Genomic DNA, 23,738 nt, shown 5'->3' on the forward strand with positions numbered 1-23,738 from the left:
CAGTGATGGGATTATTTACATTAGGGGGAGTAACAATGAAGAAAAAGTTGCTAACATTGTTATTAGGAACATCATTAGTAATGGGACTTGCTGCTTGCGGGGGCGGCGGGAACAAGGACACTGGCGGCGGTGGTAAAGACACTGCAACCGGTGATGAAGCTGCTAAGATCTTTGATCAAAAATGCTCCAGCTGCCACGGCGGAGATCTTAAAGGTGGAGTAGGGCCTAACCTAACAAAGGTTGGTTCTAAGTATTCCAAGGATGAAATCCTAGATATCATTCATAATGGCCGCGGCGGAATGCCAGCAGGCGTCATTACTGGTGATGATGCTGACAAAGTGGCTGAATGGCTATCTGCGAAAAAGTAAAAACTACCCAAGAAACGCTCTGTTCATTAACAGGGCGTTTTAATTTTTTACCCCCGGAAAAAATCTTAATCCTAACTACTTTTTCCAGAATCTCCTTCCCCCTAATGTTTGGACATTCAAATTATGTATGTTATCCTAATATGGTCCGTGAAGAAAATTCGACAAAAGAACATGAATTTCCTAACAATATTGTTATATGTAAAAAAACATGTCTCTTTTTGTATTTTTGAAAAGAAACTGTAATATAAATACCACTTTTTTTGACAAATTATGATGTTATAATACTATTATGCAGAATTATGCATATAGTTGTAGCTATTTTGTCCGTATTGTCGAAATTTGTAAAACAAACTTAAAACAATAGGTGATCTTTATGATAGAAATGCAGGAAGTATATAAAAAATATCCGAATGGCGTTTCTGCTATCAATGGGATTGACGTCCGGATTAATCAGGGTGAATTTGTCTATGTCGTAGGGCCGAGCGGTGCCGGGAAATCGACATTTATTAAAATGATGTACCGCGAAGAAGTTCCAACCTCAGGAACAATCACGATCAACGGAGCGAATCTTGCAAAGTTAAAGATGAGCAAGGTTCCGTTATTCCGCCGTAACCTTGGCGTTGTCTTCCAAGACTTTAAACTGCTTCCAACACTAACAGTCTATGAAAATGTCGCATTCGCTTTAGAGGTTATTGAGGCGCAGCCGAAGGTAATCAAGAAACGTGTCATGGAAGTTATGGATCTTGTTGGCTTGAAGCATAAAATTAAAATGCTTCCTTCCGAGCTTTCCGGCGGTGAGCAGCAGCGTATTTCGATTGCCCGCTCCATTGTTAACTCACCAAGACTCGTTATTGCCGATGAGCCGACAGGGAACCTTGACCCTGATACATCATGGGAGATAATGAAAATTTTTGAAGAAATCAATAATCGCGGCACAACTGTCGTGATGGCAACCCACAACAAAGAGATAGTCAATACTTTAAAACATCGCGTCATCGCTATTGAAGGCGGAAGAATTGCGCGTGATGAACAAAGAGGTGAATACGGTTATGAAAATTAGAACAATTGGCCGTCACGCCCGGGAAAGCTTAAAAAGTATTAAAAGAAACGGCTGGATGACATTTGCGTCAGTGGGGGCCGTTACCGTTACCCTTATCTTAGTCGGTGTCTTTTTTGTGATTATGATGAATTTAAATAAAGTGGCCGATACGATTGAAGAGGACGTGCAAATCCGCGTTCATATCGATGTTGCTGCCAACAAACAGGATCAGGATGCCTTGATGGCACAGATTCAGGCCATTCCTGAGGTGAAAAGTGTCAAATTTTCTCCTAAGGAACAAGAATTGAAAGATTTAGTTCAGAGCATGGGTGAAGAAGGGAAAGCCTTTAAGCTTTTTGAACAGGATAACCCTTTAAATGACGTGTTTATTGTAAAAACAAAAAATCCAACCGACACGATGAAGGCCGCGAAAAAAGTGGAAAAGCTCCATTATGTCGCCAAGGTCAAATACGGTCAGGACAAGGTTGAAAAACTATTTAAGTTCATTAAAGCTAGCCGAAATGTCGGAGTTGTGTTAATCCTAGGCTTGTTCTTTACGGCGATCTTCCTTATTTCCAATACGATCAAAATTACGATTATTGCGAGAAGAAGAGAAATTAAGATTATGAGGCTGGTAGGAGCGACAAACTCCTTTATTCGCTGGCCGTTCTTCCTTGAAGGGTTATGGCTTGGAATTATCGGTTCAATCTTGCCGATCATCTTAATCGGCATCGCTTATTACCGAGCCTACGATTATATTAGCCCTAAGCTGGTTGGGACATTTATCAAAATCCTTCCGTTTGATCCATTCTTCTACCAAGTTGCCGGTATCCTCCTATTAATGGGTGCCTTTATCGGAGTTTGGGGCAGTGTCATGTCGGTAAGGAAATTTTTAAAAGTTTAATAAGATCAGGAGGGAACCGTATATTGTTCCTTCCTGATTTTGTGTGTTTTATAGAATCATTTGAAAAATAGGGACGATTAACCGATTAGAGAGAGAAACGAGGGAGAAATCGGAATGAAGAAGACGATAATTACGCTGACCGCTGCTGCCACCGTCGGACTTGGGACTGTCCTTGGAGGCTTGCCGCTGACAACAAAAGCAGCCTCTATTTCCAGTCTGAAGGGTGAGCAGAATAAAATCCACAGCCAGCGGTCCGAACTTAAGTCAGGAATTAACGATGCGAATGCAAAAATTAATGATCTGCAAAATCAAGAAAACAGTGTTCACAATGAAATCAGCCGTCTTGAAGCTGCCATGAACGACACAACGAGTAAAATCAATCAAAAAACGGCAAAGATTGACGAAACAAAGGTTGAAATCGCCAAGTTTCAGGAAGATATAAAGGCCTTGCAGGAACGGATTGAAAAACGAAATGTCCTTTTGAAGGACCGGGTCCGCAGTTATCAGGCGAATGGAACTGTAATAAATTACCTGGATGTTTTGCTGGGGTCGCAGAGCTTTAGTGACTTTATTGACCGGGCAAGCGCGGTAGCCACATTCATGCAGGCAGACCAGGATATTTTAAAGCAACACGAGGCTGACAAAGCTGAAGTGGAAGAAAAGCAGAAAAAAGTAGAATCGGATCTTGCTAGTTTAGAAACGATGGTCGCAGATTTGAAAAAAATGAACGAACAATTAAGCGCACAACGGGCTGAAAAAGATAATTTATTGGCTACGATAGCTGACCAAAAAGCAGAAGCCCAGGAATATGTAGTGGACATGCAGGAGCAGGAGCAGATTCTTGCTGCTCAGGAGGCTGCAATTCAAAGATCCATCAAAGCCCAGGAAGCGGCAGCAGCCGCAGCAGCCGCAGCCGCAGCAGCTGCAGCCGCTGCTAAGCCGTCCGGCAATGGCAGCAATACTGTAGCTGTAGCACCACCGGTTTCGGGAGGCAGCTTCACAAGACCGGCTGCAGGTATCATTACCTCAGGATACGGTGGGCGAGATGGCGGCTTCCACTATGGCGTCGACATTGCCAAGGCGGGCTCTGTGCCAATCGTTGCCGCAGCAGATGGAGAAGTGTATGTATCTCATTTCTCAAGCAGTTATGGAAACGTCGTTTACATTTTGCATAATATCAATGGTCAGTATTATACAACCGTTTATGCGCATATGAGCACGAGAATGGTGGGCGAAGGCACTACCGTGAAAAAAGGCCAGCAAATCGGACTTATGGGGAACACTGGCGACTCCCACGGCCAGCACTTGCACTTCGAGCTATACAGAGGCAAATGGGAATACCATGCGGCCATCAATCCGGTGGGAATTGTACCGTTGTAAACATAATAACTTAAACAGGCGGAGCAGAGGCTCCGCCTGTTTTTTTCCTAATAGCGTACAATGTCAACTTTGCATCATGAACCGTCCTATCGGACTTGCCAATCGGCGAGTTTTCATTTATCCTCTCAGACACTCATAACTCGTCCATTCCTTACATATATCTTAATAATCGGGCAGGAATTCGGAGCCTTTTTAGAAAATAGATTATTAGGCGTACTATATGAGGAGGACCTTTGAATGAATCGAAAATGGATAGCCTTGATGATGGCAGGGTCGCTGATAACAGGGGCAGGTGGCACCTATGCGAGTATGCAGTTTTTAGAGAAGAAGGATGCATCTTCCCAGCTAGAACAGGCGTTGATCCCGCAAAACAAGCCTAAAGCTGCCAATGTCCAGACGGCGGCGTCCGAAACAGAAGTTAAGGACTTGAAAAAGGTGGAGAAGGCCTATGAACTGATCCTGGATAACTATGTTGAAAAAGTAGCCCAAGATAAGCTGGTTGAGGGCGCCATCCAAGGGATGCTTTCGGTATTAAAGGATCCATATTCCGTTTATATGGATAAGGATACAGCCCAGCAATTTACACAAACGTTGGAATCCTCCTTCGAAGGAATTGGTGCCGAAGTGGGAATGGTCGACGGTAAAATTGTTATTGTCTCACCTTTTAAAAATTCACCAGCTGAAAAAGCAGGAATCAAGCCAAATGATCAAATTTTAAAGGTGGATGGGGCCTCTGTTGAAGGACTCGACCTGAATAAAGCCACGCTCAAAATTCGCGGCAAAAAGGGGACAACCGTCACTTTAGAGATTGCCAGAAAAGGCCTTAAGGAGCCATTGACAGTAAAAGTAAAGCGCGATGAAATTCCGCTTGAGACTGTCCATTCCTCAGTCAAAAAGCAGGACGGCAAAAAAGTCGGCTACATCGAGATTACTTCTTTTTCTGATCAAACAGATGAAGATTTTAAAAAGAGCTTAAAAGAGTTAGAGGATGACAAAATTAAAGGACTCGTGCTTGATGTGCGCGGTAACCCGGGCGGACTCCTCGAGAGTGTTGACGAGATTTTAAAAGAGTTTATTCCAAACGACAAACCTTACGTTCAAATTCAGGAGAGAAATGGCGACAAGCGGCGCTTTTTTTCAACGATAACTGAGAAAAAACCGTATCCGGTAGTCGTTCTTACAAACAAAGGCAGTGCTTCAGCTTCGGAAATTTTAGCTGGAGCGTTAAAGGAAGCGGCCGGCTACCCGATTGTCGGAGAGAAAACATTCGGCAAGGGCACTGTTCAGCAGGCGATGCCGATGGAGGACGGCAGCAACATCAAGCTGACATTATATAAATGGCTGACTCCGGATGGAAATTGGATTCATAAGAAGGGCATCAAGCCAGATGTGGCCGTTAAGCAGCCGGTTATCTTCTCTACCCATCCGCTTCAGATTGAAAAGCCACTCGTTAAGGACATGAACAATGAACAGGTGAAGAATGCTCAGGAGATTCTAGACGGGTTGGGGCTTGCTCCTGGGCGGACGGATGGTTATTTCAGTGAGGAAACTGCGGCAGCCGTGAAAGGCTTCCAGCAAAATCACGACCTACCGGTTACTGGGAAAATTGACGCGAAAACGGCCTCCAAACTAGAGGAAGCCGCGATGAAAGAAATGAAAAAAGAGAAAAACGACCTGCAGCTGCAAGCGGCATTGAGACTGGCGGCGAAATAGGGTGCATTTTTGCAGCAGAGCAGCGGCCCTTGGATAGAGGGGTGCTGCTTTTTTGTGCTCTTGAATCCGATTTGGCGGATACCATTCGTATTTTGGCGGAAAGCTCTATCAGGTTGCGGATATTAGAAAAATCCGGTGGATAACTTCACAAATTTGGCGGATATCCAGTCAGATTCGGCGGATAACCGTAATCCCCCATAAAACCGGCCCGCTCCAAAATAACTAATTTAAAAGTTTCTATAATCTAGCAATATGTTTTATGGTTTTAATTTGGTAAAATAAAACTTAGAGACTTTTAAATTCCATTACTAGAAACTTTGATAGAGGCAGGTGACAGGATTTGGTACAAATATGGCTTGTGGAACTTCTCAAAGGGACAGGCAAGTTATTTCTTCATCCTGTTTTATACTATCTCGTTTTCCTTGCAGGAATCTTGGGTGTAATGAGGGTAAAACGTGAACGGAAAAATTTCCATGTGCGGGCCGAGGATGCCTATTTTGAATTGCGGCAGTTGTTTCCTCTCGGGCTTATTATCGGCGTAATTCTTTCGGCCATTGTAGTCGCCGTGGGAATCGCTGTGCCATTTGCGGCAATCCTGCTAGTCGTGGGGACGACCCTTTTGTGGTCACTGACCACAAATGTCCGCTGGATGTCTCCGGCTTACACGGTTGGGGCTGCTTTCTTTGCGGTCATCCTGTTTGCGCAAAACAATTGGTCAATTCCGTTTTTTTCAAAAGCCTTTAACCAGATTAGTGACAGGATTTATCCATCCATCGTGGTCATTTTGGGTTTCCTCATAATCGCTGAAGGGATCCTTATTTTCAAAAATGGTACCAAGGGGACTTCACCAAAGCTGGTTAAGAGCAAACGCGGCCAAAGCATTGGTGCCCATGAGGTGAAGCGCCTCTGGATGCTTCCCATGCTTATGCTGGTACCGGGAAATGCATTAATACTGCCATTCGATTGGTGGCCGGTATTCCATTTGGGTGTTACAGAATATTCTCTTATTCTAGTACCCTTCGCTATCAGCTTTCATCAGCAAATCAAAGGGATGCTTCCAAGTGAAGCCGTTAAAAAGCATGGCCGTCAAGTTATTACGCTTGGTGTATTGATTACCTTACTTTCAGTAGCAGGCTATTGGTATCCGCTAGCATCGATTGTGACAGTCGGACTTGCTGTCATCGGCCGGGAAGCTATATCATTATTCGCTTACTTAAAGGATGACAACAAACCAGTTTATTTTTCGAAAAAAAATAACGGCTTGATGATCATAGGCATCATTCCGCAATCGCCGGCAGATAAAATGGGTCTCAAGGTTGGGGAAACCATTGCGAAAGTGAACGGAATGCAAATTCGTGATGAATCGACCTTCTATGAGGCGCTGCAAAAGAACCGCGCCCACTGCAAGCTTGACGTTCTCGATACCAACAGCGAGATCCGCTTCGTCCAGCGTGCCCTTTTCGAAGGTGAACACCATGAACTTGGAATCCTTTTTGTACAGGAACAACGGAAATATGGGAAAAAGACAGGGTAATGTAGCTGGTATTAAAAAAATGGGGGTTTTTGCACCCATGAAACATTCATTCGTTAATTTTTCATCAGGACCTGTTGTTATCCAATGTAAATGATGCTATGATGATATATGTCTAATGTCTTGCAGTCATTAGATATATCATACTAACTAAAAGTATCTTTTTTGATAATCTATAAATCATTGTGATGGTAAATGGTAGAAACTATTATTATTAGTCGTCTTGACCGTGGCCTAACTTCCTTTTTGTGAAGTTAGGCCTTTTTATTTTTATAAGGGGGATTTGAATGGTTGCAACGCAAGAAGATCTGCTATCTGTAAGCAGTTCTTTCAGTAGAATTATCAAGCAGGGGGTTGGGAAGGGCCCTGAAACCTGTTATTCTGTGTTAAAAGAAAACCGATTATATATCTATATTCGTAACTTTAAGACACCTGCAGAAGAAGTCTTAACCGACAAAAAAGAGTATAACTTAGTAATGAGATATCGCTCCTCTGTAATATCTGCATTATCCAACGAGTTAATGCAAGAGGCATCGCAGCTTTTAAAGATTTCCTTCGATTCCTTTCATCAAGATTGGAACTTTCATACTAACTCCGGTATTTTGTTATTAGTGGATAATACTTTCAATCCGGATGTAAAGATAGATGAAGAGTTTGAAAGGAAGTTATATCAAACAGTACGAATGGTAGGTTCACAGCTGCATAAAATCCCGTACAATCTTAAGGTTGTCAAGTATACGCAGAATATTTGTGCGATTGAATCTCAAGAGAGCAAGCTTCCACTGGAATACTTGTTATTGGAACAAGGGCAAACAGACCTATTATTAACTCATACTATAGAAATAAAAAAGGGATACTTTAAGAATAGGGAATTATTTGAAAAAATATTTAATAGGTCAATCCAGGATATATTCTTGATGTGGGATTGTAAACATAATAAAAGCTATTTGATTTTTAGCTTCAACAAGGTTTATTACTAAATAGTAATCATACTGCCTGGACATGATAATGTTAAGCAGTCTTTTTTTGCCTTTGTCGAAAGAGAGGTCAAATCACTTATGTCATCAACACTGCAGCAAAAGTTAATGGATATAAGCAGCCTAACTAGCAAATTGTTAAGGAAAAATTTTGGTCGTGGCCCGGAATCCTGCATTGCTTATGCGAACGAGCGATTTCTGATTTTTTACATACGAGGGTTTTTGTCTCCTTTGGAATCCACTTTGCTTGAGAACGGCAATTCAGATAACGTCGAAATTTCCCGAAATATAATCATGAAAACGGTCCTGTACCAATTGAAGGCAATTATCGAATTAGAATTTGAACAAAATGTAGAATCGTTTTACCACGATTGGAATTATCCACAAAATACAGGCATGATAACTGTCCAATTTGAAGGTGAGATCGCTAAACAAAACCTTCAGAATATTGACCGCCCTATTGATTTAACGCTATTAACGGATGAAGTTGAAAGAATTAGTATTTTAGTTCAAAAAAGACCTGAAAGAACAGAGGCATTCTTTATCTCTCCAAAAATCTATCTGGTACAGCGGGATGGAATTTTAGTTCAAATTGAAAAGAAGTTAATTGAAAAGGGATATGAAGATACACTTATGGTCGCAAAGGATGAACTAGAAAAGTTGTATTTACATCATGATAACCGCTTTGAAGAAATTTTTAATAATCCTGTCGCTGATATCTTTGTGGATTGGGACTTTAGTGAAGATAGAAGTATTATGTGTTTTGTGCTCAAGTAGAGATGGAAGGGTTGATAAAGGATAACTTAGATAATATTCATACTTATGTAAATGAAGAAAGCCGAGGGAACCAACATCCCTCGGCTTTCCTTTTTCTACAATGTCCGGTACTTTTTCAACGCAAAGATATTCAGCACGATAAAGATGGCGGCAAAGATGACAAGTGCTGTGAGGTCTCCCGAAATATCCCCGAGTCCGGCTCCTTTATACATAACACTTTTCAAGGCATCGCCGGCATAATACATCGGTATGACTTTGGCGATAGCCTGCAGCCAATTGGCCATCCCTTCAAGCGGGAAAATCCCGGCAAAAAATACTTGAGGAACAACGGCAATCGGGATAAATTGCATCATCTGAAACTCGGAAGCGGCAAAGGATGATAACAATATCCCTAAAGAAAGGGCCACTAGTGCCAAAAGTAAATTAATCAGAATCACATGAAAAATCGATCCGACCAGAACGATATCTAGAACATTAATAGCGTAGAAAACAACAATAACCGTTTGAATGACAGCAAACATTCCGTAACCTACCAGATAGGCTGTAACGATTTCTCCCCGTCGAATAGGTGTTGACATGAGACGCTCCAGTGTACCTGTAGTCCGCTCACGCAAGAGCCCGATTCCAGAAATAAGAAATACGAAGAAAAAGACAAAGAAACCTACCAGAATCGGACTTAAGACATCAAAAAAGGCCGTGTCCTTATCTCCGTAAACATATTTGGTTTCCATCTTTTGCGTTACCATCCCTGCCAAGGCTTGGTTCTGTTGAATGAGTTTGGCTTGAGCAAGCGATGCTGCCGCTTGATTGACCTTCATTTGCAAAGCCTTCGCCTTGGAAGGGTCAGCGTTTAGCAGCGTTAATTTAAGTTTACCGTTTTCTTGAACGAGCAAGCCATCAAGGTTATGGTCTGTAACGGTATTCTTGCCAGCTTTATCATATTCCTTTACGGTGATGTCAGCTTTTTTGAGAACTTTTACAAGACTCTCATCGATGTTGACTACGCCTAATTTGGGGTCAACCGTGTTGCCGTTAAATAAAAAGTACATCAGGGTCAGGATTAATAACGGGGCAACAAACATTAACGCAAGTGTCCGTTTGTCACGGAAAAGCTGCTGGGCAATTCTTTTAATCAGCGCTGTAATCCTCATGACTACTTCACCCCCGCTTTTAAAAATACTTCATCAAACCGGTCTACTTGGTATTTCTCCTTTAATTCTGCTGGTGTGCCGCTTGTTAAAATTCGTCCATCGCGAACCATCGCAACATAATCACATCTTTCCGCTTCATCCATCACATGGGTCGTTACGATGATGGTTTTTCCCTCTTCATTTTTCAACCGCAGCAGCTCATTCCAGATTGATAGCTTTAACTCTGGGTCAATCCCAACAGTCGGTTCGTCGAGTATTAAAATTTTCGGATCCTGAATCAAGGCAATCGCGAGCGACAGGCGCCGCTTCATTCCTCCGGAATAGGCCGATACCCTTTTTTTTAGGTCGTCCGTCAAGTTGACCAACCCGGAAGCGTACGCAATCCGATTTTTCTGTTCTTCTTTATTCAATTTGTATAGCGAAGCGAAAAATTTTAAATTCTCTTCCCCGGTCAGCTCGGCATATAATGCATCCGATTGGGCCATGTAGCCAATTTCTTGGAGGATGGCGAGATTTGGCATTTTTGTGTTTAGCACCTGGATTTCACCGTTATCGGCCTTTTCCATCCCGACAATCATTTTGACGAGTGTGGTTTTCCCTGCCCCCGATGGCCCGATGAGTCCGTATAATTGTCCTTTTTCGATTGACAGGTCTACTTTCTGGAGCACTGCTTTTTTGCTAAAGCTTTTGCTGACGTTTTCAACTTTTATGGCTGGATTCATCTTAATGATCCCCCCTTAATCAACACATTGTTGAGTTTCTATATATTCATATTAAAATGCCGCCGGGGCAATTACAATGAACAATATGAGGCAAAGTGTTGATTGTTATTTTTGGCTAATAGGAAAGTGTGAATTTTTACAAATTTATACTTTTCTAACGCATAAATTCAAACGCCTCTGTCTTCGTCCTAGCGGACTCGCCAATCGACGAGTTTTCATTTAATTCCGGCCACATGCCCAGGACCCAATAAAATCATTTTTGCAGCAATTAAGGCCATTTCCTTTGGGGGCTTTTTCATCCCCGTTTCCAGCCAGTGCTGAATCAGCCCTAGTTGGGCGGAACTGACAAAGGCGATGAAGTATTCCGCAGGAACAAGCATATCTTCCACATTAAGTTTTGAAGCGATATTTTGTAAAAATTGCTGTTTGATTAATTCCTTTAGTTTAACTTGAAAAGAGGCATCCCCTTTCGGACCCAAAACGACCCTCATAAATCGAGCATTCTCTTGAAAGTATTCAAATAACTTCAGAATGACAGGAAATGGCTCATCCTGACTCGTAGAGTGAAGTGCATCTTTCGGATTGATTCCTCTTGCTTTATCTTCTATTTCTTTCAGAATTTCTTCTTCACTTTGCTCCAGCAAGTCGTATTTATCCCGGTAATGCAGGTAAAATGTACCGCGATTAATTTGTGCTTTTTCCGTCAAATTCCTCACAGTCACGCCCTCAAACCCTTTTTCCTCCATTAACTCTGTCAGGGCATCACGAATTAGCATTTTCGTTCGGGCTGCTCGTTTATCATGTGTTTGGTTAGCCATTGTCGGTGCCTCCAAAAATATTTATTATCTAAATTAAATATAATAAATGGCTCAGTTATAAATCAACACAATGTTGATTAATTGAAAAGTGGTTAAAGGATTTTTGGGTTGAAAAGTAAAGTATCAAAATTGGAAAGTAATTTGTCAAAACAGGAAAGTAAACATGCAGTTTGGGAAAGTAAAACTTCTTTTTGGGAAAGTAAACGACAAAATGATGAAAGTATTACTAATAACAAGTAATAAAATTGAATTTCCGAATATTTAGGCGGGCTTCTGCTAACCATAAACGATGGATTTTCCAATTTAAAGAGGTGATTGCGATGCTGATTAGCTTGTTAAATGGTATCAATGCGCAAAATGTCCTTTTTGAAGAAGCTGCCTCCATCGTTTTTTATTTTACGATCTACTCCTTTTTCGGCTGGATGCTTGAAAACAGCTATAACTTCTTTACAAAAGGAACTTTTATTAAAGCCAATTTTTTGTACGGGCCATTTAAACCGATGTATGGCATTGCGCCTGTACTGCTAGTTTTGCTAACTAAACCGGATTCCCAATTGGCACTCGTGCTGCTGCTATGTTTCACGATTCCCACCGTGGTGGAATATATAAGCGGCGCCCTGCTGCAGAAATTTTTCAGACAGCAGTGGTGGGATTATTCCGGCACGCCCATGCAGCTGCACGGCCATATTTGTCTGCCATTTTCCCTTTGCTGGGGTGTGCTCTCGTTCCTATGTCTAAAATGGATTCATCCTGCTGTTATCAAAATGTATGAGGCTTCGGAAACGCTATGGAACTGGACATGGCCAGCCCTCATGTTATATTTCATAGCCGATTTAGCACTGACAGTACGGAAGTACATACGGGGGCCTGAAACTATTAGCAATCTTGACACTGTGGAATAGCAGGTACCGTTCCCTAACATCTTTAGCAGTATTGAATAACTCCAGTCGGTTGCATAACTTCATAAGTCACACTAGCGACGTGCATATGCTCCTTTTTTCGTAGGAAGAAGGAGTTTTTTTCATGAATGTGTAATTTTGTTTATATAGATTTTTATGATTGCTGGTGCATATGTTTATAGAATAGAAGCGGGAACGGGAATCCGAATCAGAGAGGGGGAAGGATTTTGAGGATGGAAGGAACGGAGATTTATCTTCGCTTTTTGGAGGAGAAGGATGCGAAGGCGATGACGCAGCTTACGATCAAAAACCGCGAATTTTTCCAAGAAACTTCACCTAAGCGAAGTGAGCACTTTTACTCCTTTGAGCACCAATTGAGGTCGATACGGTTTGTCATTCAGTGCCGGGAACTAGAAACCCAGTATTCATTTGGGATCTTCTTAAAAGAAACGAACGAGTTAATTGGCGATATCGAATTATTCGACATAGTTAGAGATTCTTTTCAAAGCTGTTATGTCGGTTACAGTATTGACCGTCAATACAACGGAAAAGGGTATATGACGGAAGCGGTGAAGCTAGTAGTTAATTATGCTTTCAAGGAACTCGGACTCCACCGGATTGCCGCAGGTGTCATGCCTTCCAATATTGGCTCCATCCGTGTACTAGAAAAAGCAGGTTTTGAAAAAGAAGGCATTGCACGGAAAAATATTAAGATTAATGGGAATTGGGAAGACCATCTTCAGATGTCGATTTTAAATGAAATAGAGTAGAAGAGAAGAATCTGACGCTTCTCTTCTTCTGTTTTAATATAAAAAACCATTTTGAAGTAAATTAACAATAATTATTGGACAATGGGAGAGTGATTCCTATTTATAAAAAACAAGAACGGATGCTAGTTTGGCTCACCTTTACGGTAGCAGCCATCATGGCATTATCCATCATCGGGCGGATTTTTTCAGGATAATGAAAACCGGATGAAATGGAGAACATAAGGACGCTGCGAAAAAATTCCATACCACCAAAGATGACATACATAACATTTTCTTAGAAAGGTGGTCTAGTGAGGAAAAATGGTTAACCAAGAAGCGGTTTTTTTCAGCCGGGTTTTAACCGAGCTGACTCTTTCCTTTCATATTATTTACGCAACGATCGGCGTCGGGGTACCGCTGATGATTATGATTGCACAATGGGTGGGAATCAAGAAACAGGATGAACACTACATTTTATTAGCAAGAAGGTGGACAAGGGGCTTTGTTATCACGGTGGCGGTGGGTGTTGTGACCGGAACGGCGATTGGTCTGCAGCTATCGCTCCTCTGGCCGAATTTCATGGAGTTGGCCGGAAATGTCATTGCCCTGCCGCTGTTCATGGAAACGTTTGCCTTTTTCTTTGAAGCCATTTTTCTGGGAATCTACATTTACACCTGGGACCGCTTCAAAAATCAAAAGAAGCACCTTCTTCTATTAATTCCTGTGGCATTGGGTGCTTCCTTTTCCGCCCTATTTATTACTATCGTCAATGCTTTTATGAACGCGCCGCAAGGCTTTGACATTGTAAAAGGTCAGTTGGTGAATGTTAGTCCACTGGTTGCGATGTTCAATCCGGCAATGCCGACAAAGGTCGCCCATGTCTTGTCCACGGCCTATATGACCTCTGCGTTTGTCCTGGCCTCCATCGGGGCTTACCGCCTTCTCATAAAGGGCACCAAGCATGTGTATCACAAAAAGGCACTTTTCTTAACGATGAAACTTGGCTTGATCTTTTCCGTAGCCACCGCAGTAATCGGCGATTTTTCCGGAAAATACCTTGCTGAATACCAGCCGGAAAAATTAGCGGCCGCAGAATGGCATTTTGAAACAGAGAAAGGCGCACCGCTTTATCTGTACGGAGTTCTTGATAATGGGGAAGTGAAATATGCTTTAAAAATTCCATTTGGTCTTAGTATTTTGGCACACAGCAATCCAAATGCAGAAGTAATCGGGCTCGACCGTTTCCCTGATAATGAAGAACCTCCTCTCTATATCCATTATTTATTCGACTTAATGGTCACCCTCGGGATGGGATTGACGTTCCTGGCATTCGTCTATGTGCTAGGTGTGCATCGGAAATGGAGAATTATTTTTAAAAAATGGTTTAGCTGGCTGTTGGTGCTTTGCGGGCCAATGGCGGTAATTGCTATTGAAGCAGGCTGGTGGATGGCCGAAGTAGGCCGGCAGCCATGGATTCTTCGCGGAATCATGCGGACAAGTGAGGCAGCCACGGGCAGCGGTCAGGTCGATACGATGTTAATGCTGTTTTCGCTGCTTTATCTGATCCTTGGGATTGGCAGCATACTAGTCTTGATTCGGATGTTCCGCAAAAATCCGGTGGAACAGGAACTGGCGGACCGCGACGCGGAAAGGGCAGGTGACCTAAAATGACGCTCGAAATACTTGGAATAACAGTTCTAGGCGTATTTTTGTTTGGCTATATCATCGTTGCCTCCATTGATTTTGGCGCCGGGTTCTTCAATGCTTTTAGTGTCGTCACGGGAAAAGAACACATTTTAACCAGAGTAATTCAGCGTTACCTTTCTCCTGTTTGGGAAGTGACAAATGTATTTTTAGTGTTTTTCTTTGTCGGGATGGTCGGCTTTTTTCCGAAAACAGCTTATTACTACGGTTCGACCCTGCTTGTTCCGGCTAGTATTGCGACGATACTCCTGGCGATACGCGGAGCCTATTATGCTTTTACAATCTATGGGGGCCTGAAGTACAGACGGTACACCATCCTTTACGGATTGACCGGATTATTTATTCCTGCTTCATTGTCCATCGTGCTGGTTATTTCAGAGGGCGGCTTTGTCACAATAAGAAACGGCGGACCAGAGCTCGACTACTGGGTGTTATTTACCAGCCCATTAGCATGGAGCATTGTTGTGTTAAGTTTGACGTCGGTTTTATATATATCTGCCGTCTTTTTGACCTGGTATGCTCAAAAGGCGAAGGATTATAATGCAGCAAATCTGCTTCGAAAATATGCCCTTGCCTGGGCGGGACCGGCGATTATCACCGCATCCGGTATCATTGTGGAGATGAGGACACATAATCCCGAACACTATGAGCGTCTCCTTGATTTATGGTGGATGTTCGGGCTATCAGTTTTGTTTTTTGCTGGGACGGTGTATTTGCTTTGGAGAAGGATTGCCTATGGGTTCGCCTTTGTGCTATTGGCTGGGCAGTTTACGGCCGCCTTCCTCGCATACGGAATATCGCACTATCCTTACCTTTTGTATCCGTACCTTACTATTTATGACGGCTTTACAAATAAAGCAATGGCCACCGCGCTGGTGACTGCCTTTATTGCTGGGCTCTGTTTGCTCATTCCATCTCTGTACCTGCTGCTCAAGCTGTTTTTGTTCAACAAGGATTATGTGCAGGGGAACCGCAATGATCATGTATAATGGGGGGGCTTCTTTTTGGAAAAATTCTTAATGTTTTACGCGCCGTTTATCGTAATATTTCTTTCTGTGGCTGCGGCGTTCTGGGCTGCCAGTAAAGATGACGCGGTTAAAAAATAAATATCATTGCCCATGAATTATGATAAAATGAACGAAAACATCCATTTACAGGGAATGAGATTTGATGAAAATAGATGAAGTGGATCGGAAAATTCTTGCCATCCTGGCTGAGAACGGCCGAGCGTCATATGCCGATATTGGCAAGGAACTGAATTTGTCGCGGGTGGCGGTCCGCGAGCGGGTTAACCGGATGGAAGAGTCAGGCATTATTGAAAAATTCAGCGTGGTTATTAATTCTGAAGCGGTCGGGAAAAAGGTATCTGCTTTTTTTGAAGTTGACTGCGAGCCGGCGTATCTCGTCTCGGTGGCGGAAAACCTTGCCAACAACCCGAATGTGGCAAGCTGCTATCAGATGACAGGTCCAAGTACGCTGCATATGCACGTTCTCGTTGAGGATTTTGCTTCGCTTGAAAAATTTATCAACCAGGAGCTTTACGCGGTGGAAGGCATCACCCGGGTCGAAAGCCAAATCATGCTGCGCCGCTTCAAAAGCCGTACCGGATTAAAACTATAATCCTTGGAGGTTATCCTTCATGGATTATTTTTTTTGGCCAATAAGAATGTATAAGTGCAACTACGCCTCTGTCTTCGCCACCCGGCGAGTTTTCTTTAAAAAAATAATAGACAGTCTTCTGGATGTGCGTTAAAATGATGAAAAATCTAAATTATTCCAATTGTTAATTATATTCATCTTTTTAGTTAACAAACGAAATGATATGGCATATATCTTTTAACAAGTAGTTTTGAGCGAAAAGGAATTGATAAAAATGAAACAACATCTTGCTTTGTTTGTGGCCTTTTTCAGGTCAGGAATGCTTGGGTTTGGCGGCGGCCCATCAGCTATACCGCTTGTCCACAAAGAGGTAGTCGGTATCTACAAATGGATGAATGATGAGGAGTTCGGCGACACCCTGGCCCTCGCCAACGCCCTACCCGGTCCGATCAACACGAAAATGGCGGGATACATTGGCTATCGTGTGGCAGGAATCCTTGGGCTTTTCACAGCGATCCTTGCGTCGATTCTTCCGACCATCGCCTTAATGATTGTCTTGCTGACGTCGTTGTCTTCTTTTAAAGATCAGCCATGGGTGCAGGGAATGACGAAAGCGGTCGTTCCGGTTGTGGGTGTTATGCTCGCTGTCCTGACCTGGCAATTTTTCCAAAACGGCCAGAAGGGGATGGGCTGGAAAGGGAATTTGGCCATGGTCGTGGTGAGTTTTGTTATTATGGAACTCCTCGGGATCCACCCAGGGGTCCTTATAGCCGGTCTGTTGGCTTGGGCGTTATTTGGCCGCGGGAAAAAGGCGGAAACGGAAGTCGTTGAAAAAGAGAGGAAAACAATATGATGCTTCAGTGGAAAATCTTTTTGGCGTTCTTTATCCCGGGCATTCTCGGTTATGGCGGAGGTCCATCATCTATTCCGCTGATTGAAAATGAAGTGGTGGACCATTATGGCTGGCTGACGGTGCAGGAATTCAGCGAAGTGCTGGCCCTCGGAAACTCGCTGCCCGGTCCGATTGCGACAAAGATGGCGGGGTATATCGGCTACCAGCAAGGGGGCATTCTTGGGGCGGCCGTTGCCGTGTTTGCCACAGTCGCACCGTCGTTGATCCTAATGATTTCGCTACTGGGACTGTTGTATAAATTTAAAGATTCCCCGAAAGTAAAGAAAATGACTTTGTACGTAAGGCCAGCCATCGCCGTTATGCTTGGTGTCATGGCTTATAACTTCTTTTCAGGCTCCTATATTAACATTGGCATCTGGCAAACCTTGTTTCTGGTCATTGCCAGCTATGTACTGATGGAAAAATTAAAAATCCACCCGGCATTCGTGATTATGGGGGCACTAGGTTATGGAGCAGTGTTTTTGAGTTGAATATACCTATTTAAAGGGGGGCCTTCGCGGTTCTTCTTTTTTCTTGCAGGGATTGATGTTGCGGTTATCCGCCAAACTTCGCGGGTTATTCGCCGAGTTCAGGATAGTATCCGCCAAATCCAGGTAAAAATCCGCCAAACCCTTGAAAGTATCCGCCGAAATCTGAAAGTAATCCGCCAAACAACTTTTAAGAGCAATAATTCCATTGTAATAGACCATTAATTTTAGACGAAGAATGCTAGAATAAAGGTATCTTAGACTGGCTTGCAGAAATTTAAGTTTAATAAAAAATAGGAGAAATAACGTGAAGACATTAATCGAAATTTTACTTGTTTCAACAAAGTTGGGATTAACTTCATTCGGTGGTCCTATCGCTCATTTGGGGTATTTTCATGAAGAATATGTCCGTCGCCGGAAATGGCTTGATGAAAAAAGCTATGCGGATTTGGTGGCATTGTGCCAATTTCTGCCCGGTCCCGCAAGCAGCCAGGTGGGGATTGGTGTTGGCGTCATGCGAGGCGGCGTAATAGGTGGAATCTTGGCATTCATCGGATTTACCGCTCCATCGGCTGTTGCTCTAATTCTTTTGGCTCTTTTTCTAAAAGGAATGGAAATAAATGATGCTGGCTGGATCCACGGCTTGAAAATTGTTGCTGTTGCAGTAGTCGCCCAAGCCATACTTGGGATGGCGCAAAAACTGACGCCGAATAAACCGACAAAGGCCATCGCACTTGCTGCAATTGTAACAGTATTACTGTGGCAAACCGCTTATTCGCAGATAGCTATTATATTGCTATCTGCCGTAGTTGGGCTGTTGATTTTTAAAAATCATGAAAATGATCTAGAAGCAGCGAATGCCCAGTTTCCTATTTCACGGAGTTTTGCGATGATCTGTCTAGCTATTTTTTTCGGCTTGTTGATTGTTCTTCCGCTGCTTAGGGGAGTAGTCTCTTCCAGTGGGCTTGCTTTGTTCGACAGCTTTTATCGTTCCGGGGCGCTTGTATTTGGCGGCGGTCATGTCGTTCTGCCATTGCTGGAACGCGAATTCGTTCCGACCGGCTGGCTGTCAAAAGAGGAATTCCTGGCAGGTTACGGAGCGGCACAAGCGGTACCGGGCCCACTGTTCACCTTTGCAGCTTATATTGGTGCGGTTATCAATGGATGGAAGGGCGGAGTCGTTGCAACAATAGCGATTTTCTTGCCAGCTTTTCTGCTCGTTTTCGGAACGCTGCCGTTTTGGAACAGCCTAAGGCGGAGCCCGCGTATCAAAGGAGCGTTAACTGGAGTAAATGCCGCAGTCGTCGGAATACTGATTGCCGCCTTTTATACACCGATCTGGACAAGTTCGATTCATGCCCCTCAGGATTTTGCCTTTGCTGCCGTGTTATTTTCGATGTTGGCTTATTGGAAACTGCCGCCTTGGATTGTGGTGGTGGCGGGAATAGTAGTCGGTTCTATCATATAAGAAGTCGCTCTGCTTCGCAGAGCGGCTTTTTTACTATTTTATAAGGCAGTTTTCTAAAAATTTGTTCCTCATGAAAGAGCGAATGAGAAGCATCTCCATCTAGAATAGGAATCGCAAATAAAACAGGGGATTTCGCAAATAAAGGGGGCGGAATCGCAAATAAATTTATTAAAGCCGCAAATAAAAAATGGGGGTCGTCACTTCTTTTTTAGAATCGCAAATAAAACAGGGGATTTCGCAAATAAAGGGGGCGGAATCGCAAATAAATTTATTAAACCCGCAAATAAAAAATGGGGGTCGTCACTTCTTTTTTAGAATCGCAAATAAAACAGGGGATTTCGCAAATAAAGGGGGCGGAATCGCAAATAAATTTATTAAATCCGCAAATAAAAAATGGGGGTCAATCCATCTTATTTAGAATCCCAAATAAAACAGGGGATTTCGCAAATAAAGAGGGAGGGATCGCAAATAAATTTATTGAATCCACAAATAAAAAATGGGGGTCAATCCATCTTATTTAGAATCGCAAATAAAACAGGGGATTTCGCAAATAAAGAGGGAGGGATCGCAAATAAATTTATTGAATCCACAAATAAAGGATGGGGATCAATCCATCTTATTTAGAATCGTAAATAAATCAGGGGATTTCGCAAATAAAGGGGGAGGGATCGTAAATAAATTTATTGAATTCCCAAATAAAAAATGGTGGTCTACTCATCTTTTTTAGAATCGCAAATAACGGGGGAGGGATCGCAAATAAATTTTTAAATCCGCAAATAAAAAATGGGGGTCGACCCATCTTTTTTAGAACTGCAAATAAAACAGGAAATTTCGCAAATAATGGGGTAGGGAACGCAAATAAATCATTTAAAGAATCTGAAAAAAGACGCGGAGATTCAACTCTATTTATTAAGAAACATAATGAAAAAGCTTCAAAAAGCAGAAATAAACATTCAAATCACCATTTGAATAAAAATGTTTGACACTCAAACCTGTATTTGAATATGATATATTCAAACGAATATTTGAATGAAGAAGGTGTCACCATGAAGGAACGAGATGTTTGTGAGATTAATTGTGTGGATAGTGAAAAAACGGCGCGAGTCCAGCAGCAGCTTGAGAACAGCTCGCATATCCTAGAAGTCACCAAGCTTTTTAAAGCATTATCTGATGAGACGCGAATGAAAATTGCCTATGCACTTACGCTCGAAGACGAGCTTTGTGTTTGTGATGTCGCCCATATTGTCGGGGCGACGACGGCAACGGCCTCGCATCACTTACGTCATTTAAAAAGCCTTGGACTCGCCAAATACCGCAAAGAGGGCAAGTTAGTTTATTATTCCCTTGATGATGACCATGTAAAACAATTAATTCATATTGCCTTTGAGCACCAGGTAGAGGTGATGGATCGTGGATAAAGCGCTTGAAAAACAAGTTTACCGCGTTCAGGGTTTTTCCTGAACGAGCTGTGCCGCCAAGTTCGAAAAGAACGTGAAACACCTGGAGGGTGTTGCTGATGCACAGGTTAATTTCGGAGCTTCGAAGCTCACTGTCTATGGAAATGCCAGTCTGGAAGAACTGCATGAAGCTGGCGCGTTTGAAAAATTAACGATCTACCCAGAAAAGGAAAAGCGGGCACCGGTAACAAAAGAACCGTTTTGGAAGCGGCATTCGTTGCTAGGCCTGTCCTTAGTGTTCATGATTGCCGGGTACCTTTTTACAAATAACCTTCTGTTTGCAGCCGCCATTTTACTGGGAGGATTTCCTCTTTTTAAAACGGGCTTGAAAAACTTAACCCGTCTTGAGTTTGATATGAAAACGCTGATGACGATAGCGATTATCGGGGCGGCTATCATCGGCGAATGGAGTGAAGGGGCTGTGGTCGTCATTCTGTTTGCCATCAGCGAGGTGCTCGAGGGCTATTCCATGGACAAAGCGCGGGCTTCGATTCGATCGCTGATGGAGGTCGCGCCTGCGGAAGCGCTAGTTCTCAGAAACGGCCGCGAAATGACCCTAAAAGCAGAGGACATTGAAATTGGCGATATCATGCATGTCAAGCCAGGGCAGAAAATAGCAATGGATGGCATCATTATCGAGGGGGCGTCCTCTGTTAATCAAGCTACGATTACAGGAGAGTCGGTCCCTGTTGAAAAGTCCGTCAATGACGAAGTGTTCGCAGGAACGCTCAATGAGGAAGGCTTTTTAAAAATAAAAGTCACCAAGTTGAGCGAGGACACGACTATAGCAAAAATTATTCATTTGGTGGAGGAAGCGCAGGCGGAAAAGGCACCGTCTCAAGCGTTTGTTGACCGGTTTGCAAAATACTACACGCCGGTCATTATGGCGGTTGCAGCACTGGTGGCTGTGGTGCCGCCGCTTATATTCGGAGCAAGTTGGCAGGAGTGGATTTACCAAGGGCTCGCCGTACTGGTAGTAGGCTGCCCGTGTGCGCTGGTGATTTCTACTCCAGTCGCAATCGTAACGGCCATCGGAAATGCAGCCCGAAATGGGGTCCTTATCAAAGGTGGCAGTTTTTTAGAAGAGACAGGTGCCTTAAGGGCAATTGCCTTTGATAAAACAGGTACATTGACAAGAGGGGTTCCGGTAGTAACCGATTTTATTAATTTTAGCGGGGACGATAACCTCCTTGAAAAAGTCGCCGTACTGGAGAGCAAGTCCCAGCACCCGCTTGCAGGAGCGATTATAAAAAAAGCTGCACACACCGAATACGTGGTTGAAAACTTTTCTTCAATTACTGGAAAGGGTATCAAGGGTTTAGTGGACGGCACGGAATATCTGGTCGGAAACTCAAAGCTTTTTAAGGAAATCCCCGCGGAGATTCAAAGCCAAATTACCTTTTTGCAAAACCAGGGGAAGACAGTGATCCTCGTCGGTACGGAAAAAGGTATTCTTGCTTTGATTGCCGTTGCTGACGAGGTCCGCGACAGCAGCCACGGTGTCATTGAGCGTCTTCATCAGCTGGGAATTAATCAGACCGTTATGCTGACCGGCGATAACCGAGCGACGGCTAAATCGATTGGCCAGCATGCAGGGGTTAGCAGTATTGAAGCTGAACTTTTACCAGAGGATAAATTAGCTTTTATAAAAAAAATGAAATCGCAATTTGGAAGAGTCGCAATGGTTGGTGATGGTGTTAATGACGCCCCAGCACTTGCTGCTGCGACCGTTGGAATCGCGATGGGCGGCGCCGGAACGGACACGGCGCTAGAAACAGCTGACATCGCTCTAATGAATGATGATTTGAACAAGCTGCCGTTTACGATAAAGCTAAGCCGGAAAACACTGCAGATTATTAAACAAAATATTACCCTGTCTATAGTGGTAAAGGTTTTGGCTCTGCTGCTTGTCGTACCCGGCTGGTTGACCCTCTGGATTGCCATCTTCGCCGACATGGGCATGACCTTGATTGTCACATTAAATGGATTGCGTCTCTTGCGGGTTAAAGATTAAACAAGAGGGGGCCTGTGGGATAGGCAGATATATTCTAGTATGTATCGAAAAATCAAGATTAGAAAAAACTAACCGTAATCGTAATATTTTCGTTTTAGACAAAGAGAAATCGCAGGCCGGTACAAATAGGCTAATGGGGGGATAAACATGGGTCACCATCATCACCATCATGGACACGGACATGGCCATTCACACGGTCATTCACATACAAGTAATAAAAAAGCGTTATTTAGTTCCTTTATTTTAATAGCGGCCTTCATGGTTGTGGAAGTCATCGGCGGGTTTTTAACCAACAGTCTGGCGCTGCTTTCTGACGCGGGGCATATGCTCAGCGATGCCGCTGCACTAGGGTTGAGCTTTTACGCAATTAAGCTTGGGGAAAAGGCAGTTTCTCAGGAAAAAACGTATGGTTATAAACGATTCGAAATTATTGCGGCTGCGTTAAACGGCTTAACATTGATTCTAATATCGATTTATATTATTTACGAAGCCGTCCATCGCTTTTTCAATCCTCCGGAGATTCAAAGCACAGGGATGCTGGTCATTTCCATCACAGGTCTAATCGTGAACATTATTGCTGCCTGGATTTTAATGAAGGGTGATAAGGATGAAAACTTGAATGTACGCAGCGCATTCCTCCACGTTCTTGGCGATATGCTAGGATCTGTTGGGGCTATTATCGCGGCATTGCTTATCATGTTCCTCGGCTGGGGAATCGCCGATCCGATTGCCAGCGTTATTGTTGCTGTGCTGATTCTAATCAGCGGGTTTCGGGTCACGAAGGATTCTTTCCATATTTTAATGGAAGGGGCGCCGACACAAATTGATATAAATCAGGTCAAGGATGCACTTGGAAAAATCCCGTGTGTCAAAGAAGTACATGACCTCCATATTTGGACAATTACTTCCGGTTACCCGGTTTTGAGTTGCCATGTAACTATCTATGATGAAGGGGTTCATGATGAAATTCTCGCGCAATCACAGAAAGTTCTCCATGATGACTTTCATATCGAGCACAGCACAATCCAGGTCGAAAAAGAAGCAATCGGCTGTCCGAGTCCACATGGAACGTGTAATTAAAAAAGGAG

23 protein-coding genes are annotated in these 23,738 nt (G+C 43.2%); 20 read left to right on the plus strand and 3 right to left on the minus strand.

Annotated elements, in window-relative coordinates:
* Positions 1-35: 35 nt before the first annotated feature.
* The 8 genes from cccB (at position 36) to KHA99_RS11945 (ending at position 8,689) form a co-directional block, all read left to right on the plus strand.
* On the plus strand, positions 36-368 hold the full coding sequence (gene cccB / locus KHA99_RS11910; RefSeq protein WP_213117658.1) for a cytochrome c551: 333 nt from the start codon (positions 36-38) through the stop codon (positions 366-368).
* A 373-nt stretch (positions 369-741) separates the two neighbouring features.
* The gene (gene ftsE, locus KHA99_RS11915; RefSeq protein WP_213117659.1) at positions 742-1,428 is read left to right on the plus strand and encodes a cell division ATP-binding protein FtsE; all 687 of its coding nucleotides are present in this window, start codon (positions 742-744) and stop codon (positions 1,426-1,428) included.
* Complete coding sequence (ftsX, locus tag KHA99_RS11920) at positions 1,418-2,311, plus strand: permease-like cell division protein FtsX (protein ID WP_213117660.1); 894 nt, start codon at positions 1,418-1,420, stop codon at positions 2,309-2,311. Before ftsE ends, ftsX begins: the two co-directional genes overlap by 11 nt.
* Before the next feature lie 114 nt (positions 2,312-2,425).
* Positions 2,426-3,691: a murein hydrolase activator EnvC family protein gene (locus tag KHA99_RS11925; protein WP_213117661.1), complete on the plus strand. Its 1,266-nt coding sequence runs from the start codon at positions 2,426-2,428 to the stop codon at positions 3,689-3,691.
* A 237-nt stretch (positions 3,692-3,928) separates the two neighbouring features.
* Positions 3,929-5,404, plus strand: coding sequence for a S41 family peptidase (locus KHA99_RS11930; RefSeq protein WP_213117662.1), 1,476 nt, complete (start codon positions 3,929-3,931; stop codon positions 5,402-5,404).
* A 340-nt stretch (positions 5,405-5,744) separates the two neighbouring features.
* Positions 5,745-6,938 carry a PDZ domain-containing protein gene (locus tag KHA99_RS11935; protein WP_213117663.1) on the plus strand — a complete coding sequence of 398 codons (1,194 nt, stop codon included), beginning with the start codon at positions 5,745-5,747 and terminating at the stop codon, positions 6,936-6,938.
* A 284-nt stretch (positions 6,939-7,222) separates the two neighbouring features.
* Complete coding sequence (locus KHA99_RS11940) at positions 7,223-7,915, plus strand: Na-translocating system protein MpsC family protein (RefSeq protein ID WP_213117664.1); 693 nt, start codon at positions 7,223-7,225, stop codon at positions 7,913-7,915.
* A gap of 78 nt (positions 7,916-7,993) precedes the next feature.
* On the plus strand, positions 7,994-8,689 hold the full coding sequence (locus KHA99_RS11945) for a Na-translocating system protein MpsC family protein (protein ID WP_213117665.1): 696 nt from the start codon (positions 7,994-7,996) through the stop codon (positions 8,687-8,689).
* A 95-nt stretch (positions 8,690-8,784) separates the two neighbouring features.
* On the opposite strand, the gene KHA99_RS11950 is transcribed toward KHA99_RS11945, so the two are convergent.
* The 3 genes from KHA99_RS11950 to KHA99_RS11960 form a co-directional block, all read right to left on the minus strand.
* A complete protein-coding gene (locus tag KHA99_RS11950) occupies positions 8,785-9,840 on the minus strand; it encodes an ABC transporter permease (RefSeq protein WP_213117666.1) in 1,056 nt (351 codons plus the stop codon).
* 2 nt (positions 9,841-9,842) lie between these two features.
* Positions 9,843-10,562 (minus strand): ABC transporter ATP-binding protein, encoded by a 720-nt coding sequence (locus KHA99_RS11955; RefSeq protein WP_213117667.1) that lies wholly within the window; start codon positions 10,560-10,562, stop codon positions 9,843-9,845.
* 215 nt (positions 10,563-10,777) lie between these two features.
* Positions 10,778-11,380 carry a TetR/AcrR family transcriptional regulator gene (locus tag KHA99_RS11960; protein WP_213117668.1) on the minus strand — a complete coding sequence of 201 codons (603 nt, stop codon included), beginning with the start codon at positions 11,378-11,380 and terminating at the stop codon, positions 10,778-10,780.
* Between the two features lie 320 nt (positions 11,381-11,700).
* On the opposite strand from KHA99_RS11960, the gene KHA99_RS11965 reads away from it, so the two are divergent.
* The 12 genes from KHA99_RS11965 to KHA99_RS12015 all read left to right on the plus strand — a co-directional run bounded on the left by KHA99_RS11965 (position 11,701) and on the right by KHA99_RS12015 (position 23,730).
* The gene (locus tag KHA99_RS11965) at positions 11,701-12,282 is read left to right on the plus strand and encodes a putative ABC transporter permease (RefSeq protein WP_213117669.1); all 582 of its coding nucleotides are present in this window, start codon (positions 11,701-11,703) and stop codon (positions 12,280-12,282) included.
* 224 nt (positions 12,283-12,506) lie between these two features.
* Complete coding sequence (locus KHA99_RS11970) at positions 12,507-13,049, plus strand: GNAT family N-acetyltransferase (RefSeq protein ID WP_213117670.1); 543 nt, start codon at positions 12,507-12,509, stop codon at positions 13,047-13,049.
* 300 nt (positions 13,050-13,349) lie between these two features.
* A complete protein-coding gene (locus tag KHA99_RS11975) occupies positions 13,350-14,699 on the plus strand; it encodes a cytochrome ubiquinol oxidase subunit I (protein WP_213117671.1) in 1,350 nt (449 codons plus the stop codon).
* Positions 14,696-15,721 (plus strand): cytochrome d ubiquinol oxidase subunit II, encoded by a 1,026-nt coding sequence (locus KHA99_RS11980; RefSeq protein ID WP_213117672.1) that lies wholly within the window; start codon positions 14,696-14,698, stop codon positions 15,719-15,721. Before KHA99_RS11975 ends, KHA99_RS11980 begins: the two co-directional genes overlap by 4 nt.
* 15 nt (positions 15,722-15,736) lie before the next feature.
* The gene (gene cydS / locus KHA99_RS31505) at positions 15,737-15,838 is read left to right on the plus strand and encodes a cytochrome bd oxidase small subunit CydS family protein (protein ID WP_372447587.1); all 102 of its coding nucleotides are present in this window, start codon (positions 15,737-15,739) and stop codon (positions 15,836-15,838) included.
* A 64-nt stretch (positions 15,839-15,902) separates the two neighbouring features.
* Entirely contained in the window at positions 15,903-16,352 is a 450-nt protein-coding gene (locus KHA99_RS11985) for an Lrp/AsnC family transcriptional regulator (RefSeq protein WP_213117673.1), read from the plus strand.
* A 253-nt stretch (positions 16,353-16,605) separates the two neighbouring features.
* Complete coding sequence (locus KHA99_RS11990) at positions 16,606-17,184, plus strand: chromate transporter (protein WP_213117674.1); 579 nt, start codon at positions 16,606-16,608, stop codon at positions 17,182-17,184.
* Positions 17,184-17,714 (plus strand): chromate transporter, encoded by a 531-nt coding sequence (locus KHA99_RS11995; RefSeq protein ID WP_213117997.1) that lies wholly within the window; start codon positions 17,184-17,186, stop codon positions 17,712-17,714. Before KHA99_RS11990 ends, KHA99_RS11995 begins: the two co-directional genes overlap by 1 nt.
* Positions 17,715-18,018: 304 nt before the next feature.
* A complete protein-coding gene (locus tag KHA99_RS12000; RefSeq protein ID WP_213117675.1) occupies positions 18,019-19,179 on the plus strand; it encodes a chromate transporter in 1,161 nt (386 codons plus the stop codon).
* Positions 19,180-20,225: 1,046 nt separating this feature from the next.
* Entirely contained in the window at positions 20,226-20,597 is a 372-nt protein-coding gene (locus KHA99_RS12005; RefSeq protein WP_213117676.1) for an ArsR/SmtB family transcription factor, read from the plus strand.
* Complete coding sequence (locus KHA99_RS12010) at positions 20,587-22,650, plus strand: heavy metal translocating P-type ATPase (protein WP_213117998.1); 2,064 nt, start codon at positions 20,587-20,589, stop codon at positions 22,648-22,650. Before KHA99_RS12005 ends, KHA99_RS12010 begins: the two co-directional genes overlap by 11 nt.
* 147 nt (positions 22,651-22,797) lie before the next feature.
* Complete coding sequence (locus KHA99_RS12015) at positions 22,798-23,730, plus strand: cation diffusion facilitator family transporter (RefSeq protein WP_213117677.1); 933 nt, start codon at positions 22,798-22,800, stop codon at positions 23,728-23,730.
* The last annotated feature ends 8 nt before the right edge of the window (positions 23,731-23,738 follow it).

Source organism: Neobacillus rhizophilus, from assembly GCF_018343535.1.
In the GTDB taxonomy this organism is placed as follows: Bacteria; Bacillota; Bacilli; order Bacillales; family Cytobacillaceae; genus Neobacillus; species Neobacillus rhizophilus.